General features: G+C 73.6%; 19 protein-coding genes and 1 tRNA gene. 10 read left to right on the top strand and 10 right to left on the bottom strand.

What is annotated here, in order from left to right:
- Nucleotides 1-65: 65 nt before the first annotated feature.
- The gene (locus tag ACFXDJ_RS07585; RefSeq protein ID WP_384848370.1) at nucleotides 66-419 is read right to left on the bottom strand and encodes a hypothetical protein; all 354 of its coding nucleotides are present in this window, start codon (nucleotides 417-419) and stop codon (nucleotides 66-68) included.
- A gap of 145 nt (nucleotides 420-564) precedes the next feature.
- Between ACFXDJ_RS07585 and ACFXDJ_RS07580 the strand changes: the two genes are divergently transcribed.
- Genes ACFXDJ_RS07580 through ACFXDJ_RS07570 form a run of 3 tightly spaced genes read left to right on the top strand, consistent with a single transcriptional unit; the run spans nucleotide 565 to nucleotide 4,423 of the window.
- Nucleotides 565-1,947: a protein phosphatase 2C domain-containing protein gene (locus ACFXDJ_RS07580; protein ID WP_384848495.1), complete on the top strand. Its 1,383-nt coding sequence runs from the start codon at nucleotides 565-567 to the stop codon at nucleotides 1,945-1,947.
- A gap of 26 nt (nucleotides 1,948-1,973) precedes the next feature.
- Nucleotides 1,974-3,293: a VWA domain-containing protein gene (locus ACFXDJ_RS07575; protein ID WP_384656482.1), complete on the top strand. Its 1,320-nt coding sequence runs from the start codon at nucleotides 1,974-1,976 to the stop codon at nucleotides 3,291-3,293.
- A 59-nt stretch (nucleotides 3,294-3,352) separates the two neighbouring features.
- Complete coding sequence (locus ACFXDJ_RS07570) at nucleotides 3,353-4,423, top strand: FHA domain-containing protein (protein WP_384848492.1); 1,071 nt, start codon at nucleotides 3,353-3,355, stop codon at nucleotides 4,421-4,423.
- An 8-nt stretch (nucleotides 4,424-4,431) separates the two neighbouring features.
- On the opposite strand, the gene ACFXDJ_RS07565 is transcribed toward ACFXDJ_RS07570, so the two are convergent.
- Nucleotides 4,432-5,412 (bottom strand): methyltransferase domain-containing protein, encoded by a 981-nt coding sequence (locus tag ACFXDJ_RS07565; RefSeq protein ID WP_384656485.1) that lies wholly within the window; start codon nucleotides 5,410-5,412, stop codon nucleotides 4,432-4,434.
- 114 nt (nucleotides 5,413-5,526) lie between these two features.
- On the opposite strand from ACFXDJ_RS07565, the gene ACFXDJ_RS07560 reads away from it, so the two are divergent.
- A complete protein-coding gene (locus ACFXDJ_RS07560) occupies nucleotides 5,527-5,931 on the top strand; it encodes a globin (RefSeq protein WP_384848367.1) in 405 nt (134 codons plus the stop codon).
- A 222-nt stretch (nucleotides 5,932-6,153) separates the two neighbouring features.
- On the opposite strand, the gene ACFXDJ_RS07555 is transcribed toward ACFXDJ_RS07560, so the two are convergent.
- From ACFXDJ_RS07555 to ettA, 3 genes are read right to left on the bottom strand one after another with little or no spacing between them, the layout of a single operon-like run.
- Nucleotides 6,154-6,864 (bottom strand): hypothetical protein, encoded by a 711-nt coding sequence (locus tag ACFXDJ_RS07555; protein WP_384848364.1) that lies wholly within the window; start codon nucleotides 6,862-6,864, stop codon nucleotides 6,154-6,156.
- Nucleotides 6,861-7,340, bottom strand: a complete 480-nt coding sequence (locus ACFXDJ_RS07550) for an acyl-CoA thioesterase (RefSeq protein ID WP_384848361.1) — start codon at nucleotides 7,338-7,340, stop codon at nucleotides 6,861-6,863. The genes ACFXDJ_RS07555 and ACFXDJ_RS07550 overlap by 4 nt, the downstream gene beginning before the upstream one ends.
- 18 nt (nucleotides 7,341-7,358) lie before the next feature.
- Nucleotides 7,359-9,023 carry an energy-dependent translational throttle protein EttA gene (gene ettA / locus ACFXDJ_RS07545; protein WP_384649418.1) on the bottom strand — a complete coding sequence of 555 codons (1,665 nt, stop codon included), beginning with the start codon at nucleotides 9,021-9,023 and terminating at the stop codon, nucleotides 7,359-7,361.
- A gap of 215 nt (nucleotides 9,024-9,238) precedes the next feature.
- On the opposite strand from ettA, the gene ACFXDJ_RS07540 reads away from it, so the two are divergent.
- Nucleotides 9,239-9,685, top strand: a complete 447-nt coding sequence (locus ACFXDJ_RS07540) for a hypothetical protein (protein ID WP_384649419.1) — start codon at nucleotides 9,239-9,241, stop codon at nucleotides 9,683-9,685.
- A gap of 70 nt (nucleotides 9,686-9,755) precedes the next feature.
- On the top strand, nucleotides 9,756-10,403 hold the full coding sequence (locus ACFXDJ_RS07535) for a hypothetical protein (protein WP_384848358.1): 648 nt from the start codon (nucleotides 9,756-9,758) through the stop codon (nucleotides 10,401-10,403).
- A gap of 72 nt (nucleotides 10,404-10,475) precedes the next feature.
- Here the strand turns inward: ACFXDJ_RS07535 and ACFXDJ_RS07530 are convergent, their stop codons facing one another.
- The 5 genes from ACFXDJ_RS07530 to ACFXDJ_RS07510 form a co-directional block, all read right to left on the bottom strand.
- Nucleotides 10,476-11,690, bottom strand: coding sequence for an ALF repeat-containing protein (locus ACFXDJ_RS07530; protein ID WP_384848355.1), 1,215 nt, complete (start codon nucleotides 11,688-11,690; stop codon nucleotides 10,476-10,478).
- 221 nt (nucleotides 11,691-11,911) lie between these two features.
- Nucleotides 11,912-13,126 (bottom strand): thioester domain-containing protein, encoded by a 1,215-nt coding sequence (locus ACFXDJ_RS07525; protein WP_384848352.1) that lies wholly within the window; start codon nucleotides 13,124-13,126, stop codon nucleotides 11,912-11,914.
- 248 nt (nucleotides 13,127-13,374) lie between these two features.
- Nucleotides 13,375-13,782, bottom strand: coding sequence for a single-stranded DNA-binding protein (locus ACFXDJ_RS07520; protein WP_384649427.1), 408 nt, complete (start codon nucleotides 13,780-13,782; stop codon nucleotides 13,375-13,377).
- A 137-nt stretch (nucleotides 13,783-13,919) separates the two neighbouring features.
- Nucleotides 13,920-15,746 (bottom strand): GTPase, encoded by a 1,827-nt coding sequence (locus tag ACFXDJ_RS07515; RefSeq protein ID WP_384848349.1) that lies wholly within the window; start codon nucleotides 15,744-15,746, stop codon nucleotides 13,920-13,922.
- Between the two features lie 4 nt (nucleotides 15,747-15,750).
- Nucleotides 15,751-17,376, bottom strand: coding sequence for a dynamin family protein (locus ACFXDJ_RS07510; RefSeq protein WP_384848346.1), 1,626 nt, complete (start codon nucleotides 17,374-17,376; stop codon nucleotides 15,751-15,753).
- 323 nt (nucleotides 17,377-17,699) lie between these two features.
- On the opposite strand from ACFXDJ_RS07510, the gene ACFXDJ_RS07505 reads away from it, so the two are divergent.
- From ACFXDJ_RS07505 to ACFXDJ_RS07490, 4 genes are all read left to right on the top strand, one after another.
- Nucleotides 17,700-17,772: transfer RNA gene (locus tag ACFXDJ_RS07505), tRNA-Arg, on the top strand.
- A gap of 198 nt (nucleotides 17,773-17,970) precedes the next feature.
- Nucleotides 17,971-18,495 (top strand): hypothetical protein, encoded by a 525-nt coding sequence (locus ACFXDJ_RS07500; protein ID WP_384649433.1) that lies wholly within the window; start codon nucleotides 17,971-17,973, stop codon nucleotides 18,493-18,495.
- A 129-nt stretch (nucleotides 18,496-18,624) separates the two neighbouring features.
- Nucleotides 18,625-19,362, top strand: a complete 738-nt coding sequence (locus ACFXDJ_RS07495; RefSeq protein ID WP_384848343.1) for a 4'-phosphopantetheinyl transferase family protein — start codon at nucleotides 18,625-18,627, stop codon at nucleotides 19,360-19,362.
- Between the two features lie 85 nt (nucleotides 19,363-19,447).
- Entirely contained in the window at nucleotides 19,448-19,876 is a 429-nt protein-coding gene (locus tag ACFXDJ_RS07490) for a GNAT family N-acetyltransferase (RefSeq protein ID WP_384662963.1), read from the top strand.
- Nucleotides 19,877-20,131 lie beyond the last annotated feature (255 nt).

Raw genomic sequence — 20,131 nt, 5'->3', positions numbered from 1 at the left:
CTGTCGGGCTGCCCCAGCTGCGCGGAGCCCCTGGAGGAGGGTGACCGTTTCTGCGGCTTCTGCGGCTACGCCCTCACGGCTGCGGCGGTGGCCTCGGCTGCTGCGGACCCGTCTGCTGCTCCGGCTGCGGCCGTGGCTCCGGGGACGGCTGCCCCGACCGCGGCGGTGGCTTCGGCCGCCGGTTCCCCGGCCGCGGCTGCCGCTTTCGCGGCTCCGGATCCGGCGGTGGCCCCGGCGGCTACGGCCTCGGCCACCCCGGCTGCGGCTGCGGTGTTGGCGGCTGGCCCTACGGACCCGTCCGCAGCTGTGGCTGCGGCCTCGGCTGCTGCTGTGCTCCCTGCGGTGGCGGCCTCGGGGGCTGCGGCTCCGGCGGGTGCCGCTGGGGCAGTTGCCCCGGCTCCGGCCGCCGTCCCGGCCACGCGCGGAGCTCCGTCGCGCGAAGACGGCGCCGTGGCCCGGCCCTCCGGCGCCACCGCCCACGTCGGATACGGCGGACCGGCCGCCGCCGGGTACGCCGGCGAGGCCGCGCCCGGCTGGGGCAGCGTGTCCACCGCCGCCCCGACGCTGGTCGAGGGCCCCGCGGGCTGGTCCGGCACGGCCGCCACCCCGAAGCCCCTCCAGCCCGAAGCCCCGTACGGCGCCGTGACCCCGCAAGGGCAGGGCCCGACGACCGGAGCCCCGTACGGCGCCGCGACCCCGCAGGGGCACGGGCAGCAGCCGGCCCAGGGGAACCCCGGGGCGGCCCCGGGGCCCGACACCTCCTACGGCATCGCCGCCCCGCAGGGCGCAGCCGACTGGAACACCGGCCCGCAAGGCCCCGGTTCCGGCGGCCAGGCCCGCCAGGACTCCCCCGCCCCGCAGGGGCAGACCCCCGGCGGCGAAGCCCCGTACGGGAGCCCCGCCCCGCAGACGGCGGCCCCGCAGCCCGAGGCCCCGTACGGGAGCCCCGCCCCGCAGGCCGCGGCCCCGCAGGGCGAGGCCCCGTACGCCGCCGGCCGGGCGGAAGCCGACGCCGCGGGGAAGACCTGTGTGGCCTGCCGGGCCGGGCGGGTGGACACCGACGGGTACTGCGAGCACTGCGGGCACGCCCAACCCCGGGAGCGGGACCACCTCGAAGAGGAGCTCGGGAGCGTCGCCGCCGTCAGTGACCGCGGGCTGCGCCACCACCGCAACGAGGACTCCTTCGCCGTGGCGGCCACCGCGCTGCCCGACGGCTCCGCCGCCACCGTGGCCATCGTCTGCGACGGCGTCTCCTCCGCCAGCCGCCCCGACGAGGCTTCGGCCGCCGCCGCGGCCGCCGCCAACGAAGCGCTGCTCGACGCCCTGCCCCGCGGCGCCCACCCCCAGGAGGCCATGCACGAGGCGATCCTGGCCGCCGCGGCGGCCGTGAACGCCCTCGCTCCGGAGGTGCCCGGCGCCCAGAACGCCCCCGCCTGCACCCTGGTCGGCGCCGTCGTCAGCGGTGGCCTGCTGACCATCGGCTGGGTCGGCGACAGCCGTGCCTACTGGGTCCCCGACGACCGCGCCGCGCTCCCCCGCCGCCTCACGGAGGACGACTCCTGGGCCGCCCAGATGGTCGCGGCGGGCCTGATGGGCGAGGCCGAGGCCTACGCCGATGTCCGCGCGCACGCCATCACCGGCTGGCTCGGGGCCGACGCGTACGACCTGGAACCGCACACCGCCACCTTCAAGCCCGACCACGACGGTGTGATCGTGGTCTGTACCGACGGCCTGTGGAACTACGCGGAATCCGCCGGGGACATGGCCCAGGTGCTCCCCGCCGACGCGGCCGCCAGACCCCTGCACAGCGCGCAGGTGCTGGTGGGCCACGCGCTCGACGGCGGCGGGCACGACAACGTCACCGTGGCCGTCGTCCCCTTCACCGCGCCCGAATCCGCCGGGCCCGAATCCGCCGCGCCCGAGGGCCCCGCCCCGGTCCAGGCCTGATCCCCGTCTGCGAGGAGTACCGACCGATGGCGAACTTCGCCAAGCCGAGCGCCCCGCGCTTCAGCGTGGAGGTGTACCAGAACGAGTACCTCCCGGAGGGCGGCCGCGACGTCCACGCCATCGTCACGGTCACGTCCAGCGGTGGGGCCACCGCCACCCGGACGTCCACGCAGGACGCCGCCGTAGTGATCATGGTCGACTGCTCCGGCTCCATGGAGTACCCGCCCGAGAAGATGCGCGGAGCCCGCGAGGCCACCGCCGCCGCGATCGACACCCTCCGCGACGGCACCTCCTTCGCCGTGATCGCCGGTACGCACGTGGCCAAGGAGGTCTACCCCGGCCAGGGCCGCCTCGCCACCGCCGACGCCGCCACCCGCGCCCAGGCCAAGGAGGCCCTGCGCGGCCTCTCCTCCGGCGGCGGCACCGCCATCGGCACCTGGCTGCGCCTCGCCGACGGCCTGCTGCGCCGGTCCACCGCCTCGATCCGGCACGGCATCCTGCTCACCGACGGCCGCAACGAGCACGAGGAGCCGGAGGTGCTCCGCGCCACCCTCGACGCCTGCGCGGGCCGGTTCACCTGTGACGCCCGCGGCGTGGGGACCGACTGGGAGGTCAAGGAGGTCACCGGCATCGCGAGCGCGCTGCTCGGCACCGCCGACATCGTGGCCGACCCGGCGCACCTCAGCGAGGACTTCACGCACATGATGGAGAACGTCATGGGCAAGGAGGTCGCCGACGTCGCGCTGCGCCTGTGGACCCCGGTGGGCGTGGAGATCCAGTACGTGAAGCAGGTCGCGCCGGCCGTCCACGACCTGACCGACCGCCGTACGGAGGCGGGCCCGCGCGCCGGGGACTATCCGACGGGCTCCTGGGGCGACGAGTCCCGCGAGTACCACGTGTGCGTACGGGTCCCGGGCGCGGCCGTGGGACAGGAGATGCTGGCCGCCCGCGCCACGCTCGTCATGCCGGGGGCGCCCGGCGAGGCCCCGGCCGTCCTCGCCCAGGGCCTGGTCCGCGCGGTGTGGACGAACGATCTCGCCGCGTCGACCGCCATCAACGCCCAGGTCGCCCACTACACCGGGCAGGCGGAGCTCGCGCAAGCCATCCAGCAGGGTCTCGAAGCCCGCAAACTGGGTGATGTCGGCGGAGCGACGGCGAAGCTCGGCCGCGCCGTGCAACTGGCGAGCAGTTCGGGCAACGCCGACACCGCGAAGCTCCTCGCCAAGGTGGTGGATGTCGTCGATGCGGCGGCGGGTACTGTGCGGCTGAAGGCGAAGGTCGCCGATGCGGACGAGATGACCCTTGAAACGCGTTCGACCCAAACCGTTCGAGTGAAAAAAGCCTGACACTCAAGGACACTCAAGACCCTGCCGCGATGGCGCAGGAAGAAGGAGGAAGCGCCGCGATGCCGACCTGCCCGAACGGGCACCAGTCCGCCTCCGACGACTGGTGCGAGGTCTGCGGTCACCGCATGGCTGCCCCTACGGGCACCCCCGCGGCGCCCTCCTACGGCTACGGCTACCCTCCGACCGGCGAGCCGACGGCCCAGGCCGAGCTCTGCCCGCAGTGCCGGACCCCGCGTGAGGCCATGGCCCCGTTCTGCGAGGAGTGCCGGTACAACTTCCTGACGCGTACCGCGACTTCGTACACCCCACTCGCCCCGGACCTGGGCCAGGGCATGGGTCAGAACCAGGGCCAGAACCAGGGCCAGGGCCAGGGCCAGGATCAGCAGCGCCAGGGCCCGCCCGGTCCGCCGCTGCCGCCGCCCCCGCTCCCGTCTCCGGGCGCGCCGTCGGCCCCGCCCGCGTACTCCCAGGACCACTTCGAGTACCAGGGCTCGCGCCCCTCCCGGGTCAACCGCCCGGCCGAGCCGCTGCAGCGCGACGACGACTGGATGCTGCCGCCTCCGGCGCACCAGGAGTACCAGCAGCCCCAGTACCAGCAGCAGCCTCCGCCGCCCCCGCAGCAGCAGCAGTACCAGCAGCCCCCGACGGGCCAGTACCAGCCGCCGCAGCAGCACCACGAGCAGCAGTCGCCGCCGCAGCCCTTCCCGCCCACCCGGCAGGGCGGCGGCCCCTGGACCGCCACCATCGGCCCGGACCGCTCGTACTTCATGGCGATGATGCACCGCAGCGGCCCCGAGGCGGCGGGCCTCAACCTGCCCGCGTACTCCCCCGAGCAGCACCTCCCGCTCTCCGGCGGCCAGATCACCATCGGCCGCCGCCGCGCCTCGACGGGCGAGTCCCCCGACATCGACCTTTCGGTGCCCCCGGAGGACCCGGGCGTCTCGCACCAGCACGCGGTGCTCGTGCAGCAGCCCGACGGCAGCTGGGCCGTGGTGGACCAGAACTCCACCAACGGCACCACCATCAACGGCGGCGAGGAATCGATCCAGCCCTACGTGCCGGTCCCGCTCGGTGACGGCGACCGCGTCCACGTCGGCGCCTGGACCACGATCACCATCCGCCAGGGCTGAGCCAGCCGCTAGGCCGCCTCCCCCAGGGGCCACACGTAGGGCCCCTGGGGATCGTCGAGCCACGACCACTGCCCCTCGGCGGTGACCGTCACCCCGAAGCGCTCGCGCGCCGGCCGGTCCTCGCGCCGCCACAGGTCCAGGGCCTCCCTCGGGTGCAGCGCGCCGGAGGTCAGCACCAGCATGAACTGGAAGCGCTCGTTCTCCACCAGCTCGTACGGGATCCCCTGCGGGGTCCCGTAGGTGCCCGGCGGCGCCGCCGTGGCCCCGCGCAGCGGTACGAAGTAGGCCGGGGTGTGCAGGAAACGGCCCTCCGCGAACCCCTCGTCCCGCACCGTCAGCGCGATCAGCCCGGTGGACAGCGGGGCCAGGATCCGCGCCCCGGGACGGCACTGGCCGAGCCAGGCGGGCGGGATCAGCGGGAGCGTGCAGGTCACCAGGATCCGGTCGAAGGGGCCGCGGGAGGGGCAGCCGCGCGCCCCGTCGCCGGTGACCACCTCGGGCCGGTAGCCGAGCAGGGCCAGGTGCGAGCGCGCCGACTCGGTGATCTCCTCGTCCAGGTCCACGGTGGTGACGAGGCCGTCGCCGAGCCGGTGGCAGAGCAGGGCCGCGTTGTAGCCGGTGCCCGCGCCGATCTCCAGCACGTTGTTCCCGTCGCGCACGTCCAGGGCCTCCAGCATGTTCGCCATCAGCGAGGGCTGGCTGCTGGAGGAGACGAGCTCGCCGTCTCGCAGCCGGGTGGCGAGCGGGGCGTCCGCGTAGACCCCGCGCAGCCAGCGGGCCCGCCGCTCGGGATCGGGGTCCTCGGCCCAGAGCCGCTCGTGGCCGGCCCCGCGGCCGGTGAAGTAGTACGGGACGAAGACGTGCCGCGGTACGGCGGCGAAGGCCGCCCGCCAGGCCGGGTCGCCCAGCACCCCGGCGGCGGTGAGTTCCCGTACCTGGGCGGCGTGCGCGGTCTCCCGCATGTCACGTACACCGGCTTGTGCGCCCATGCCTCCACTCTCCTGCGGACGCGGCCCGCGGGCGACCTCTGGAGGTCCATGCCGGTCCGTCTCGGAAGTCCTAGGACCGGGGTCCTCCGTCCGGGCGTCTGAGACGATGGTCGGGTGAACGAGATTCCGCGGGGTACGGTCCAGGAGCAGACCTTCTACGAACTGGTGGGCGGCGAGGACACCTTCCGCCGCTTGGTGCACCGCTTCTACCAGGGGGTGGCCGAGGACCCGCTGCTGCGGCCGATGTACCCGGAGGGTGACCTGGGTCCCGCCGAGGACCGGTTCGCGCTCTTCCTGATGCAGTACTGGGGCGGCCCGAACACCTACAGCGAGAACCGCGGCCACCCGCGCCTGCGCATGCGGCACGCCCCGTTCCAGGTGGACTCGACGGCGCACGACGCGTGGCTGAAGCACATGCGGGTGGCGGTGGACGAGCTCGCCCTCGCCCCGGAGCACGAGGCGCAGCTGTGGCGGTACCTGACGTACGCCGCCGCGTCGATGATCAACACGGCGGGTTAGCCCGCGCGGGGACCCGTACGAGCTCGTCTACGAGGCCTCGTGCGGCCCGCGCCGGAGCTAGGCCGTCTCTTTCGGATCTTGCCGGTCAGGCCCGCGTCGTCCGGTGCCGTGCCTCGGTGCGCTGCCGGGGCTCCCGCGTACTGGACGTACTCGGGTGCCCCGGCAGCGCGGCGAGGTGCGGTGCCGGGCGGCGCGGGCCAGGCAAGATCCGAAAGAGACGGCCTAGACCGGACGCACCAGCAGCGCGCCGAGGCCGCCGGGGCGGCGCGTGGCGATCGACCCGTACGGGGTGCGCAGCCGCAGCCAGCCCCCGGACGCCAGCAGGGCCACCGGTTCGGGGGCTCCGGGCGGGGTGGGTCCGGCGGGCACGGTGGACCGCACCGGCCGCAGGAAGCCCAGGGACTGCGCGGCGTGGACGGCGCGCAGCGGAAGTTCGGTGTCCCCCAGCGTGCGGGACCAGATCTCGCGGCCGATGCGGTCGCGCTCGGACCGGGTCCGGTGCTGCGGGGGCAGGGCCTCGTCTCGGGCCCGGAACTCGGCGACGGAGGCCGCCAGGACCGCGCGGATCGCCTCGGGGCCGGGCAGCCCGGCGACCGGGGTCCAGCCGCCGCGGGGCGGAAGCACCCCGGCCCAGGGCGGTCCGGTGACGGCCGCGGGCACGACGGCGCCGCCCGAGGTCTCGTCCACCGACTCCAGCAGTTCGCCGGCCGAGACGGTGACGTCCAGCGGCGCCCCGACGGGCGCGGCGAGGCGCACCGTACGGATGGCCAGCACGTCGAAGGACGGCGGCCGCCCGAAGACGGCGAGCGCGCCGCCGCCGGCCTGCGCCTGCAGGCGGACGGCGGCGGCGCGGTCGTAGTGCACCAGCCGGCCCAGGAAGGCGGCGAGGTCGGCCGCCTCCCCGGAGTCGGCGAAGTGCAGCTGCTCGTTCATGCCGCGATGCTCCCGGCAGCGGCAGCGGCGCCGGTCTGCGGCTGCGCCTTCGGCTCGTCCAGGTACTCCTGGAGGAAGAGCTTCTCCTCGGCCGTGATGCGGCGGGGCCGCCCCTCGGCGAGGTTGTAGGGCACGACCACGGTCTCGGCGCGCACGTAGACCGTCTCGGGCGCGTCCTCGGTCGCCTCGTCCTTGACCTCGTAGCGGATGGTCAGGGACGCGGCGCCTATCCGGGTCACCCAGGACTCGATGAGGACCGGCTCGTGACGGTGCACGAGGGGCAGCTTGTAGTCGATCTCGTGGCGGGCCACGACGGAACCGCCCGTGAAGGACTCACTGCCCTCCCCCGGCGCGAGGCGGAACATGAAGTCGATCCGCGCCTCCTCCAGATAGCGGAGGAAGACGACGTTGTTGACGTGCCCGAAGGCGTCCATGTCTGCCCAGCGCAGGGGGCACCGGTAGTGGTGTCTGGCCATGGTCTGTGACCTCAGCCCTCAGCCTCGGGTGAGCTTCTTGTAGGTGGCGCGGTGCGGACGGGTGGCGTCCGCGCCGAGCCGCTCGACCTTGTTCTTCTCGTACGACTCGAAGTTGCCCTCGAACCAGTACCACTTGGACTCGCCCTCGTACGCCAGGATGTGCGTGGCGACCCGGTCCAGGAACCAGCGGTCGTGGGAGATGACCACGGCCGCACCCGGGAACTCCAGGAGCGCGTTCTCCAGCGAGGACAGGGTCTCGACGTCGAGGTCGTTGGTGGGCTCGTCGAGGAGCAGCAGGTTGCCGCCCTCCTTGAGCGTCAGCGCCAGGTTCAGGCGGTTGCGCTCACCACCGGACAGGATGCCGGCTGCCTTCTGCTGGTCCGGGCCCTTGAAGCCGAAGGCGCTGACGTACGCGCGCGACGGCATCTCGACCTGGCCGACGTTGATGTAGTCCAGCTCGTCCGACACGACGGCCCAGAGGGACTTCTTGGGGTCGATGTTGGCGCGGCTCTGGTCGACGTACGAGATCTTGACGGTCTCGCCGATCTTGACGGAGCCGGAGTCCGGCGCCTCCAGGCCCAGGAGCATCTTGAAGAGCGTGGTCTTGCCGGCGCCGTTCGGGCCGATGATGCCGACGATGCCGTTGCGCGGCAGCGTGAAGGACAGGTCGTCGACCAGGACCTTGTCACCGAACGCCTTGGAGAGGTTGTTGACCTCGACCACGATCGAGCCCAGACGCGGGCCCGGCGGGATCTGGATCTCCTCGAAGTCCAGCTTCCGCATCTTGTCCGCTTCGGCCGCCATCTCCTCGTAGCGGGCGAGACGGGCCTTGGACTTGGTCTGGCGGCCCTTGGCGTTGGAGCGGACCCACTCCAGCTCTTCCTTGAGGCGCTTCTGGCGCTTCTCGTCCTTGCGGCCCTCGACCTTGAGACGGGTGGCCTTCTTCTCCAGGTAGGTGGAGTAGTTGCCCTCGTACGGGTGGGCGCGGCCGCGGTCGAGTTCGAGGATCCACTCGGCGACGTTGTTCAGGAAGTAACGGTCGTGGGTGACGGCCACGACGGCACCCTTGTACTGCGAAAGGTGCTGCTCCAGCCAGTTCACCGACTCGGCGTCGAGGTGGTTGGTGGGCTCGTCGAGGAGGAGCAGGTCCGGGGCCTCGATCAGCAGCTTGCAGAGCGCGACGCGGCGCTTCTCGCCACCGGAGAGGTTGGTGACGGGCCAGTCGCCGGGCGGGCAGCCCAGGGCGTCCATGGCCTGCTCCAGCTGGGCGTCGAGGTCCCAGGCGTTGGCGTGGTCCAGGACTTCCTGGAGCTTGCCCATCTCGTCCAGCAGCGCGTCGGTGTAGTCGGTCGCCATTTCCTCGGCGACCTCGTTGAAGCGCTTCAGCTTGGCCATGATGTCGGCCGCGCCGTCCTGGACGTTCTCCAGGACCGTCTTGGCCTCGTCGAGCTTGGGCTCCTGCATGAGGATGCCGACGGTGAAGCCGGGAGACAGGTACGCCTCGCCGTTGGACGGCTGCTCCAGCCCCGCCATGATCTTGAGGACGGTGGACTTACCGGCGCCGTTGGGGCCGACCACACCGATCTTCGCGCCGGGCAGGAAGTTCAGGGTGACGTCATCAAGAATCACCTTGTCGCCGTGCGCCTTGCGCGTCTTGCGCATGGTGTAGATGAACTCAGCCAAGAGAAACCGTCCGGCAGATCGATGGGTGGGCAGATACACCCCATCTTGCCTGACGTCCATCCCCCGGGGGAAACGCGTATGGTCCCGGGGCCCTGACCTGGGCACGGGGCGGAGGGGGCCCCGGCGGCTGTTTCCGCGCGTCCGACGGGCCGGGCCGGCGCCGCTGCCCCGGTAATCGGCTTGCCTCCGGCCACCGCATGCGGTGGCCTTCGGTCATGAGCAGAATGGCGCAGGTCCTGGTGCTGGCCCGGTACGAGGACGAGGTGATGGAGCCGCTGACGCGGGACGACGAGTCGCGCACGTGGCTCGGCCGGTTCGAGCCGATACCCGGATGGTTCGTCGGCGGGTGGCACCTGGAGTTCTTCCGGGAGGGGCAGCGCGCGGGGGTCCTTAAGGACCTGGAGGCGCTGCCGTGGAACAGGCCGGAGTGCGTGCAGGTCATGCTCCACGACGAGGACGACGACTGCTTCGGTCTGTGGATGTTCCGCGAGGGGAAGCTGGTGGAGCTGCCGCTGCCGGGCACCGAGCGCTTCCACGAGCCGGCCCCGCCGACGCAGGAGTACGCCCCGAGCCCCGGTTCCCTGTGGCGCACGGACGTCGGGCACACATGGCTGCCCGAGCAGACCCCGGAGGAGCTGAGGGACCCGCGCCCGGCCTGGTAACACGGCAGGATGGCGCGGAACGGGCGGCGGCCGGGGGGCCGCGGCCGAGGTTGGGGGGAACGGTGGAACCGTGGACAACGGGCTGATCGCGCTGGGCGCCGCCGTGGTCGGCGTGGCCGGGACGCTGCTGGCGACCGTGCTGTCGCAGCGGATGGTGGCGGGGGTGCAGGCGGCGCAGTTCGAGCGCGAGCAGCGGGTCGCGCAGGCGCGGTGGCTGCGGGAACAGGAGCTGGCGGAGCAGGCCCGCAGGCGCGACTGCTATACGGCGGCCAACGCCGCGTACCGGAGGTACCGGATCGCCCTCATGTCCTTCCTGTGGCTCGTCCACAGGGCGCGGGCCACCGCGGAGGACCGGGCGGCGCTGGAGGAGTCCCGCAACGCGCACCACGCCGCCTTCGCGGAGGCCCAGATGATCGCTTCCGCGGCGGTGCTCGGGGAACTGGACCTGATGACGAGGACCCTCGCCGAGACCTACCGCCGGACGCTGCGGCTGGAGGAGGGCGATCCCGCGCCTGACGGGTCCTTCGAGGAGATCCACGCCGAGCTGGTCGGCCTCTGGGAGCTCTGGGAGAACATGCGGGACGCGATGCGCGCGGATCTCGGCGTGGCCGGCCCGGGTGCGGCCGGCCCTGGCGGCGTCGGCCCGGGCGGCGTCGGCCCTGGTCCGGTCGGCCCGGGTCCGGGTACGGGTGCGGTCGGCCCGGGCGGGGCCGGCTGAGGAGCGGGTGGCGCGGGGCCCGCGGCGGGCTGAGGAGCGGGCGCCGCCGCGTAGGGCGGCGCCCGGTCCGGGTCAGGCCTTGGGGCCCTGGCGGCGCGTGCGGGCGGCGAACACGAAGCCCGCGCCCGCGACCAGCGCGGCGCCCGCTCCGGTGGACACCCACAGCGGGTCGGTACCGGTGGAGGCGAGCACGCTGGTTCCGGTGGAACCGGCCGGGCTCGCGTTGACGTTGCCCGTGCCGGAGCCGGTGCCGCTCTTCGCGCCGGCGGTCACGACCCCCGAGGTACCGGTTCCCGTTCCGGTGCCGGTGCCGGTGCCCGGCTTGGTTTCGGCGGCCTTCTCGTCCTTCGCGCGGGCCTCGGCCTGCCCGGTCTTCAGGAAGGTCTCGCGGTCGGCGGGGGTGCCCTGGAGCGCGGCCTTGCCGGCCTTCTGCACCTCGGGACCACCAGCGTTGATGATCTTCGAGATGGCGAGGCGGTTGTCCTCGTCGCGCAGCTCGAACTGGGTCACCGCGAGGAAGTGCTCCAGCTCGGCCAGGGTCGGGCTGGTACTGAACATCTTGTCGATCCCCTTGGCGAGGATCGGGCCCGCCGCGCCCTCCATCCGGGCCAGCTCGACCCTGATGTCATCGGCGCGGGCCTTGAAACGGCCGGTCTTCAGGAAGGCCTCGCGGTCGGCCGCCGAGCCCTTGAGGGCGGCCTTCCCCGCCTCGATCACGCCTCGGTTGACGCCGGTGCCCGCCTGGGCCTTGCCGATGATCCGCGAGATCCAGACCCGGTTGTCGTCGTCCCGGGCCTCGTACTGGCCCATTTCCAGGAAGGCCACGCGGTCGGCCGCCGAGCCCTTGAGGGCAGCCTGACCCGCTTCGACCACGCCGGCGCTGACCTCGGAGTCCATCTGGGCCTGGTCCATGATCCGCACGATCATCACCCGGTTGTCCTGGTCCCGGGCCACGTACTGGCCGGTCTCCAGGAAGGCGCGCATGGCCGCCGGGCCGCCGTCGATGGCCTTGCTGCCCTGCAGGCGCATGGAGGAGCCCACCGGCGTCGCCGCCATCAGGCGCAGGATGGCCTCCCGGTCGCCCTCGGCCCGCTTCCCATCGCCGTCGGCCTTCTTCCCGGCCTGCTCGCCGCCCTTGGCGACACCGGCCGGGGCCTCGTCCGGGGCGGACGCGGGTGCCGGAGTCGCCGAGTCGGCTGCGAAGGCCGGCGAGGCGAACAGAACGGCCGGGGCGATGGCCGCCGTGACGACCGACGCGGCTATCCGGGACAACTTCACAAGCAGCACCTCAACATTGGAACGATCATGTTTGCCGGTTCACCTTAGCCACGAAGAACCGCATGATCCACTCCGTTTGAAGTGGATGGAATTCGTCCGGTTATGACCGTCGAAGCACCGGACATTCCGCGCACACCGCGCGGACCCCGCCCCGCGCGAGGCCCCTCGCGGCCACCCGCGTTCGCTGCCGCGAGCGAGCGGAGCATTTGCCCGAGCACCCGCCGGAGCACCTACTCCCGGCCCGTCTCCCGGTCCGGGCCGTGGCCCTCTTCCAGGGGCCGCTTGCGCACGAGCAGGACGACGAGGCCGCCGAGGACCACCAGGCCGACCGCCAGGGAGGCGATGACCGGGGTCGCCGTCGAGCTGCCGCTCGTGGCCAGCCGCTCCTCCGAGGTGTCCGACATGGCCGCCGAGGCGGGCGCGGACAGCGTGCCCAGCGCCGCCACCGCCGCGCCCGAGGCGCCCGAAGCCGCCGCGTCCGCAGCCTGGACCGCCGTGGGCCGCGGCCACTTCGCCGTGGCCGTGGCCCCGAGAGCGGACTCGCTGGAGCCGGCCACGATCTGTGCCTGCGCGGGCACCCCGCTGGTGAAGACCCGCCCCACCGGAACCCGGGTGGACCCGTGCACGGTGACCGAGGCGCTGCCGTCCGGGGTCCCCGCCGGCACCTCGAAGAACAGCTTCGTCCCGTTGGCGGCGGTGTCGACCTGCCGCCCCTCGGCGTCCAGAACCCGCACCCCCATGGCCAGGGCCGCCGCGTCGGGAGTCACGCTCACGCTCTGCGCACCCGTCCGCACGGTGACGGGCCCGATCCTGCTGCCCGCCGGCCCCGACACCTCACCGGGGTCCAGCCCCAGCGAGGCCGGGGGCTCCGGCAGCCGCCCCGCCTCCCGTTGGAGGTAGTCGGCCAGCTTCTGTGCCTGCGGATCCGCTGCCTCCACCCGCACGCCGTCGGCCAGTCGCCAGATGGCCACCTGGGTCCCGGCCGCCGCGCTCTCCGCGGTGAGCCCGGCCGCTCCGGCCGCCTTGGCCAGCCCGGCGAGATCGTTCAACTGGGGGTAGGAGTGCTCCAGGACCCAGCGGACCCGGCCCCCCTCTCCACTTCCGGCGAGGGGGGTGCCGTTCCAGCCGCTCTCCGTGTACCGGGCCTGGGGCTGCGCGTTGCCAGCGATGCCGACTCCGTACGTCTGGAGCATTCCGCCGCCGTCGACCCGCATCTCGTACAGTCCGGCCGGGATCTGCCGCACCGAGCCGTCCGCCCCGCGCAGCACGGCCTGCCCGTAGGTCTTCAGCCCGTCCAGCACGGCGCTCGCGCCCTCCGGCGCCCTGGGTGGGAGCGGGCCGGTGTCGGCGGCCGCCTGTGCACCCGGGGCCGCGGCCAGCGCCGCGGCGAGCAGCGCCCCCGCGATGGGCAGCCGTGCGGAGCCCCGTCTGGCCGCGCCGACCACGGCCCGGGCCGGACCGGGAACCGGAGGAACGGCGGAAGCCCGACCGGAAGCCCGACCGGAGGCGGGACCGGAGGCCGAAGCGGATTCCAGACCAGGTTCCGGACCAGGTTCCGGAGCGGATCGCGGAGCGACAGCGTGAGCAGCAGCAGGAGTGGAGGATGCGGGAACGGCAATCGACACAGTCTTCCCCTTCGGGCCGAAGGCCCAGGTGCCCGTGAGTACCGGGGAATCCTAGCCGTCTCGAACACTCAGACCACCGCCGCCTTCTGAGCACCCATCAGCGGTGTGTCCGTCCTGACCACCCGCCGGAAAGCCGCCGTGCCCCGGTTCAGGTCGTGCCCGATGGCGGTCGCGTCGATCTCCGCCGAGAACCACCTGTTCCCCTCCCCGTCGGGCGGGGCGTCGCGCACCCTCAGCCGCCCGTGGACCACCAGCGGTTCTCCCACGGAAACGGATCCGGCGAGGTTCACGGCGAGCCCGCGCCGGGCCCACACCGTGTAGAAGCTGGTGGGCGCGTCCGCCCAGGCCTCCTTCTTCCGGTCGTAGTACCTGGGGGTGACGGCGAAGCGGAACCTGGCCGCCGGACCGCTCGCCGTCTCCTTGTAGTCGATCTGGGTGGCCACATAGCCCACCAGCGTCACCTGGGTGTCGTTCATCCCGGCCGTCCTCCCGGGGTCGCGGCCGCGCGCTCGGCAACGCGCCGCCCCGATCCGCATTCCGTACCCGCCCGGACCATCCGCACGAGGTACGACCATGCTGGCCCGGTCCGCCGGAACCCGCTTGAGCCTGTGGATTACTGACGCGCTGTGGAAAACTTCGCCACCGTCGCGTACTGCTCGCGCACCTCCCGGTAGCGCAGCAGCTCCGCCGCCACCGGCTCCAGCACCCGGGCCCGTCCGCAGCCGGCCGCCGCCTGCCGCAGCCGGCGCTCCGCGTCCTGCCCGTACCGCCTGGCCGGGCCCCGGGCCCCGATCGAGCAGGCCCACTCCACCAGCGGCCCGCCGATGATGCCCGCCACCATCAGCAGCACCGGCGGCATCAGCCGCGGTTCCAGGACTCCGACGATCTGCCCGACCAGCCACAGCCCGCCGTAGATCTGGAGCAGGGACATGGCCGCCTGCGCGAGCACCGCCGCCGGCCACCACGAGGGCCGCGGCGGCTTGGCGCTGGGCACCGCGACCGCCGCGCCGAGGGTCACCGCGATCTCGTCCAGCGCCTCCGGGAGCCGTTCGGCGCCGCGGACCGCGGTCTCCCGTACGGCCTGCGCCCACGGGTCGGGCAGGCCTCGGACCGCCTCGTCCGCGACGGTCCGTACGGCCTGTTCCACTCGTTGGCGGGCCGTCACCTCCTCCTCGGCCGGCACCTCGGGGCCCGCCGGTGAGCGGCCGATCGCCGCCAGGGCGGCGAGGCCGACCAGCGAGCGCGGGGCGCGCCGGTTCTCGTACCACCTCCACAGCCGCAGCCACGGGGTTCCGCACGCCCTTCCGGCATTGCGCCGCCAGGCCCGCTCGGCGGCGAGGCCGGCCGCATAGGCCCCGACCGCCTCGGCGAGCCGGTCCTCGAACTCGGCGCGCGCCGTCTCACCGATCTCCGGCCCGGAGTGGCCGTCGGCGATGTAGAGGGGCCGCAGGCGTGCCGCGGCCCGATCGACGTCCGCGGAGATCCGCCGGGTCGCGGCGCCCTTCTCCTGGGTGAACTGTCCGAGCATCTCCCTCAGTTCCCCCACGCCTTCACCCGTAAGGGCGGAAAGCCCTAGGACGGTGGCCCCGGGCTCCCCGTGCTCGCCGAGCGCGATCCCGTCGTCGTCGAGCAGCCTGCGCAGGTCGTCCAGGACGAGATCTGCGGACTCGCCGGGCAGCCGGTCCACCTGGTTGAGCACGACGAACGTCACCTCGGCGTGGCCGGCCAGCGGGCGCAGGTACCGCTCGTGCAGCACCGCGTCCGCGTACTTCTCCGGGTCCACCACCCACACCACCGCGTCGACCAGGGCCAGTACCCGGTCCACGTGGTCGCGGTGCGCGCCGACCGCCGAGTCCAGGTCGGGGAGGTCGACGAGGACCATGCCGCGCAGCGCCTCGGCCTCCGAGGTCTCGCGGGGCCGGCGGCGCAGCCGGCCGGGGATTTCGAGGCGGTCCAGCAGGCCGGCGGCGCCGTCCGACCAGCTGCACGCGATGGGTGCGGCGGTGGTCGGCCTGCGCAGCCCGGTCTCGGAGATCTGCACTCCGGCGAGTGAATTGAAGAGAGTCGACTTGCCGCTTCCGGTGGCCCCGGCGATGGCGACGACGGTGTGCTGCGGGGAGAGCCCGCGCCGCGCCGCCGCCTCGTCCAGGATCCGTCCGGCCTCGGCGAGGGTCTTGCCGTCGAGGATCCGGGTCCGGGACAGCCCGATGAGCTGGCGCAGCGCGTCGAGGCGGACGCGCAGCGCCTGCGCCTCGGGGCTGAGCGGGGGCGCGGGGGCCTTGCCGCCGTCGCTTCCGGCGCCGGAAACCGCCCGTACGAGTGCTTCGTCACCCTCGTCGTCGCCGGTCCCGGGCCAGTCGTCGTCGGCGACCCGGGGGCGCGAGCGTGCGATGAGTCCGTCGTCCCAGCGGTCGTCGGTCCGGTCGGTCAAGGCGGTCACCGCGTCACCTCTCCTTCTGCAGTACGGACAGTGCGGCGATCAGCTCGGCCTGGGGTTCGGGACTCACTTCGAGCGCCTCGATCGGGGCGAGGCGGCGGTCGCGTTCGGCGCGCAGCACCTGGTCGAGGTGTTCGCCGACCAGTTCCCCGCCCCGGTCGCGCAGGCGTACGGCGGCCTGTACGCCGATCCGTTCGGCGAGCTTCTCCCCCGCCGGGCGGGCCCGCTTGCCGCCGAGGAGGGCGGCGACCAGCAGGGCGGCGATCCCGTCGGGGTCGGGCGCGGGCTGCTTGTCGAGCCGGGCGACTTCTTCCTCGGCGAGCTCCTCCAGCACGCGCCGCCAGCGCCGTACGGCCATGCCGATACGTTCCGCCGCCTCGTGGTCGGGGGCCGGCAGCGCCACGGCGCCGGCCGCGGGCTCGCGCCGCCAGGCGTCGGCGATCCGCTCGTCGGCGGCGGCGACGGCGCACTGGAGGAGCGCGGCGAGGGATTCCGCGAGCGAGTCGAGGAGTTCGTCGGCGCTCGTGTCGAGCGGGTAGCCGCGCCACCGGGTCAGCGCGTCCCCGGCCAGTACGGCGCCCCGGTCGAGCCGGTTGCGGACCCGCTTGCCCTCCCTCTTGTACGCGTCCTCGACGGCGGAGGTCAGCCGTACGGCGGCGGCGTGCTGGGCCGCGACGGCCGACGCGAGCTCGGGCATCCGGCGCGCGAGGGAGTCGAGCGCGCCGAGCGCGGTGCGCCCGACGGCGTACTGCCGGGCGGCCGGATCCTGCGCGTGGTGGGCGAGCCAGGCGAACAGCGGCGCGACGGCGCTGGCGGGCAGCAGCCCGCCCCCGCCGGCCGATTCGGGCAGCTCGGGAACGGTGAACCGCGGTACGTCGCCCAGCCCGGCCCGGGTGAGCAGGGCCCCGTACTGCCGGGAGACCTCGGTGAGCACCTGGTGCGGGACCCGGTCGAGGACGGTGACCAGGGTGGCCTTGTACTGCTTGGCGGTGCGCAGCAGGTGCCAGGGCACGGCGTCGGCGTAGCGCGAGGCGGTGGTGACCATGACCCAGACGTCGGCGGCGCAGATGAGTTCGGCGGCGAGCGTCCGGTTGTCGACCACGAGGGAGTCGATGTCGGGGGCGTCGAGGATGGCGAGACCGCGGGGCAGGGTGGAGACGGTCTCGATGCGTACTTCCCGGGTGGCGTGCCCGTGCCTGTCGCCCGGCCGGTGGGGGGTCTTCCGGATGGCCGGAAGGGGGTCGTCGTCGGTCTGCGGAGCCCAGACCCGCATCAGGTCGGGGAGCACCCGCATCCCGGCGAACCAGTGATGGTCCTCCGGATGGCAGACGAGCACGGGGGTGCGGGTCGTGGGCCGGAGCACTCCGGCTTCACTCACCTGGCGCCCTACGAGGGAGTTGACGAGGGTGGACTTACCGGCTCCGGTGGACCCGCCGACGACGGCGAGCAGCGGCGCCTCCGGCGCCTTCAGCCGGGGTACGAGGTAGTCGTCGAGCTGCGCGAGCAGCTCGGCTCTGGTCTGGCGGGCGCGCGGAGCGCCGGGCAGGGGCAGCGGCAGACGCACGGACGCGACCCGGTCGCGCAGGGCGGACAGGGCATCGAGCAGCTGAGGCCGAACATCCAAGGTCACCACATGCGAAGAATGCCCAATTTGGGACCATTTTTGAAGCTTATACGTCCTCTGCGCGCCGACCGCTACTCCAGTGGGACATCCTGGACAGTGCGGACTAGTGGGGCGCAGGCATAACGAGTGCACAACACCCAGGGCGCCACGGCGCAAAACCGATGCGAGAATCGCACCTGCCTGCGATTATCGGGACCGCTTCACCGAACCTACACATCGTGGCACGCGGGTGAAGCAACCGGGACAAGGCAACCGGAGCCCTATCCTTGACCCGGCACGGACCACAGTCCCACCCCCACCCCGGGGCTCCAGGCCAACACGGCCACCTTCCGGCCCCCGTAGCTCAGTGGATAGAGCAGGTGCCTTCTAAGCACTTGGCCGCAGGTTCGAGTCCTGCCGGGGGCACTTCCCGCGTCCCACATCGAGCCCTCCCTCCGGGGAGGGCTTTCGTGCAGGTCAGCGCACTTTACCCAGAGCCCCGTAGCGACGGCGTAAGCCCCGGGGCAGGACTCAGGTATGACTCGATGTCACTCTTTCGGCATAGATCCGGTTCGTCCTCGGGAGGGACGCGGGTTACGGGCCCCGCCGCGAATACTCGTAGACATGAGCCGCCGTCCTCTCGTCATCGCCGCAGCAACCGTCGGAGTACTCGCCACCGCCGCCATCGCCCTGCCCAACCTCCCCAACAACCCCCTGACCGACACGATCAACGACCACGTGTTCAAGGAGAAGGGCAAGCGCTTCGCGACGGCCGCCGATGCCCCCACGCGCGGGGAGCCGACGTGGGTGCTGCCCGGTTGGGTTCCGAAGGACGCCACCGACGTCCGAATAAAGGCACGGACCGACGGCGGGGCCCGGCTGATCCGGTTCACGCTGGGCTCGACCCCGCTCGACGGCCCGCAGTGCTCGGCGGGCAAGCCGAAGAAGCACGCGCGGACGGCGCTGGCGGCCAGGTGGTGGCCGGGCGACACCCGGGCCGAGGAGCGGCCCGAATGCCGTGACTACTACCAGTACCAGGTCGCGGTACGCGGCAAGAAGGTCTACGCGTGGACCGACGGCACCCCGTCCCCCGACGCGAAGACGCACGACGGCACCCCGGTCCAACCGGCGTCGAGCCGCACCCACTGATCCGCACGCCGCACCGCAGCCCTCCGTACACCGCACGCTCCGGGCCGCGGTCCGCGCAACGCCGAGTCCTGGGCCCCTGGACCCGGTTGAGAAGTCCAGGTGGGAGCCGCTTGCGGTTAGGATTTCGCGGTGACCACGCATGCGAACCAACTCGGCGTGAACCGGCTCGGCGCCGACGCGCCGCGCGTCGGCGCGCTGCCCGCGGTGTGGTCCCTGGACACCACGCTGGACATGGTCGGCGGGCTCCGTGTCGACGAGGCCTCGCCGGTGCTGGACGCGGCCGAGCTCGATCGCGCCGGGCGGTTCCTGAGGCCGGAAGCCCGACACCGGTACGTGGCCTCGCACCTGGGCCTGCGGGCGCTGCTCGGCGCCTACCTGGGGCTGGCTCCGGCGGACGTGGCCCTGACCCGTGAGGAGTGCCCGTGCTGCGGCGGCCCGCACGGCCGGCCCGCGCTCGCCGACGGCCAGCGCCAAGACGACGGCGGCGCACCGCACTTCTCCCTCTCGCACAGCGGCGACGTGGCCTACCTCGCCTTCGCGCGGGTACCCGTCGGCGTGGACGTGGAGGCCGTCCCGGGCGCGGACGCGGTGGCCGACGTGGTGGGCACCCTGCACCCGGCGGAGACCGCCGAGCTCACCGCGCTCGCCGAGCCGGACCGGCCGCGGGCGCTGGCCCGGGTGTGGTCCCGCAAGGAGGCCTGCCTCAAGGCCATCGGGACGGGCCTCGCGCTCGGTCTGGTGGAGCCCTACGTCGGCTCCGCCACCGCCCCGGCCCCGTTCCCCGGCTGGACCCTGGCGGATCTCCCCGCCCCGCCCGGCTTCGCCGCCGCCCTCGCGCTGCGCGCGGCGGACCCCGCCTCCGCCTGACCCGGACCGGCTCCGGCGCCACGCCACGCCGTACCGGGATCCGGCTCCCCCTCGGACCCGGGTACGGGCCATTATCGTCACCGCCATGGACATCCGAGCCGCCCGCACCCCCGCCGAACTCCAAGCCGCAGAACCCCTCTTCGACGGGCCCGTCCGCCCGGACTGGTCGGAGCGCTTCCTCGCCGCCCCCGGGCACCTGATGCTCATCGCCTACGTGGACGGCGTGCCCGCCGGAACGGTCTCCGGCATCGAGATGAGCCACCCCGACAAGGGCACCGAGATGTGCCTGTACGAGCTCTCCGTGGACGAGGGCTACCGGCGGCGCGGCATCGGCCGCGCCCTGATCCAGGCGCTCGCCGCCGAGGCCGAGGCGCGCGGCTGTTACGGCATGTGGGTGGCCGTCGACACCGACAACGAGGCCGCGCTGGCCACCTACGCCGCGACCGGCGCCGTAGACGAGGGCGTCTTCGCCATGCGCGGCTGGCCCATCGCCCCGTCGGACACTCCGGCCTAGCGCCAAAGAGACGGCCTAGCTCCCGCGGCGGCGTGTCGTGGGGCCAGTCGGCGCACCCTCCGCGCGGGCGGCCCGTGCCTCGCCGAGCATCGGCCGCATGAGACCGATCTCCGCGATCCTCCCGGCCGCCGCCCTGCTGGCGGGGGGCCCCCCCCCCGGGGCCCCCCCCCCGCCCCCCCGCGCGCCCCGCCCCGCCGCCCCCCCCCCCCCCCCCCCGCGCGGGGGCCGAGGGCGGGTGGTCCGGCGCCGCGCCCC

The sequence above is a fragment of the Streptomyces sp. NPDC059443 genome, from assembly GCF_042750105.1.
Taxonomy (GTDB): domain Bacteria; phylum Actinomycetota; class Actinomycetes; order Streptomycetales; family Streptomycetaceae; genus Streptomyces.
Note: the sequence above shows the minus strand (reverse complement) of the source record. Positions and strands in the feature narration are given on the sequence as shown.

What these genes read in the sequence shown, in the direction of transcription:
- ACFXDJ_RS07565 (WP_384656485.1), bottom strand. Translation starts at nt 5,412, where the DNA reads ATGGGCGCACAAGCCGGTGTACGTGACATGCGGGAGACCGCGCACGCC.
- ACFXDJ_RS07570 (WP_384848492.1), top strand. Translation starts at nt 3,353, where the DNA reads ATGCCGACCTGCCCGAACGGGCACCAGTCCGCCTCCGACGACTGGTGC.
- ACFXDJ_RS07550 (WP_384848361.1), bottom strand. Translation starts at nt 7,340, where the DNA reads ATGGCCAGACACCACTACCGGTGCCCCCTGCGCTGGGCAGACATGGAC.
- ACFXDJ_RS07500 (WP_384649433.1), top strand. Translation starts at nt 17,971, where the DNA reads ATGAGCCGCCGTCCTCTCGTCATCGCCGCAGCAACCGTCGGAGTACTC.
- ACFXDJ_RS07490 (WP_384662963.1), top strand. Translation starts at nt 19,448, where the DNA reads ATGGACATCCGAGCCGCCCGCACCCCCGCCGAACTCCAAGCCGCAGAA.
- ACFXDJ_RS07540 (WP_384649419.1), top strand. Translation starts at nt 9,239, where the DNA reads ATGAGCAGAATGGCGCAGGTCCTGGTGCTGGCCCGGTACGAGGACGAG.
- ACFXDJ_RS07520 (WP_384649427.1), bottom strand. Translation starts at nt 13,782, where the DNA reads ATGAACGACACCCAGGTGACGCTGGTGGGCTATGTGGCCACCCAGATC.
- ACFXDJ_RS07575 (WP_384656482.1), top strand. Translation starts at nt 1,974, where the DNA reads ATGGCGAACTTCGCCAAGCCGAGCGCCCCGCGCTTCAGCGTGGAGGTG.
- ACFXDJ_RS07555 (WP_384848364.1), bottom strand. Translation starts at nt 6,864, where the DNA reads ATGAACGAGCAGCTGCACTTCGCCGACTCCGGGGAGGCGGCCGACCTC.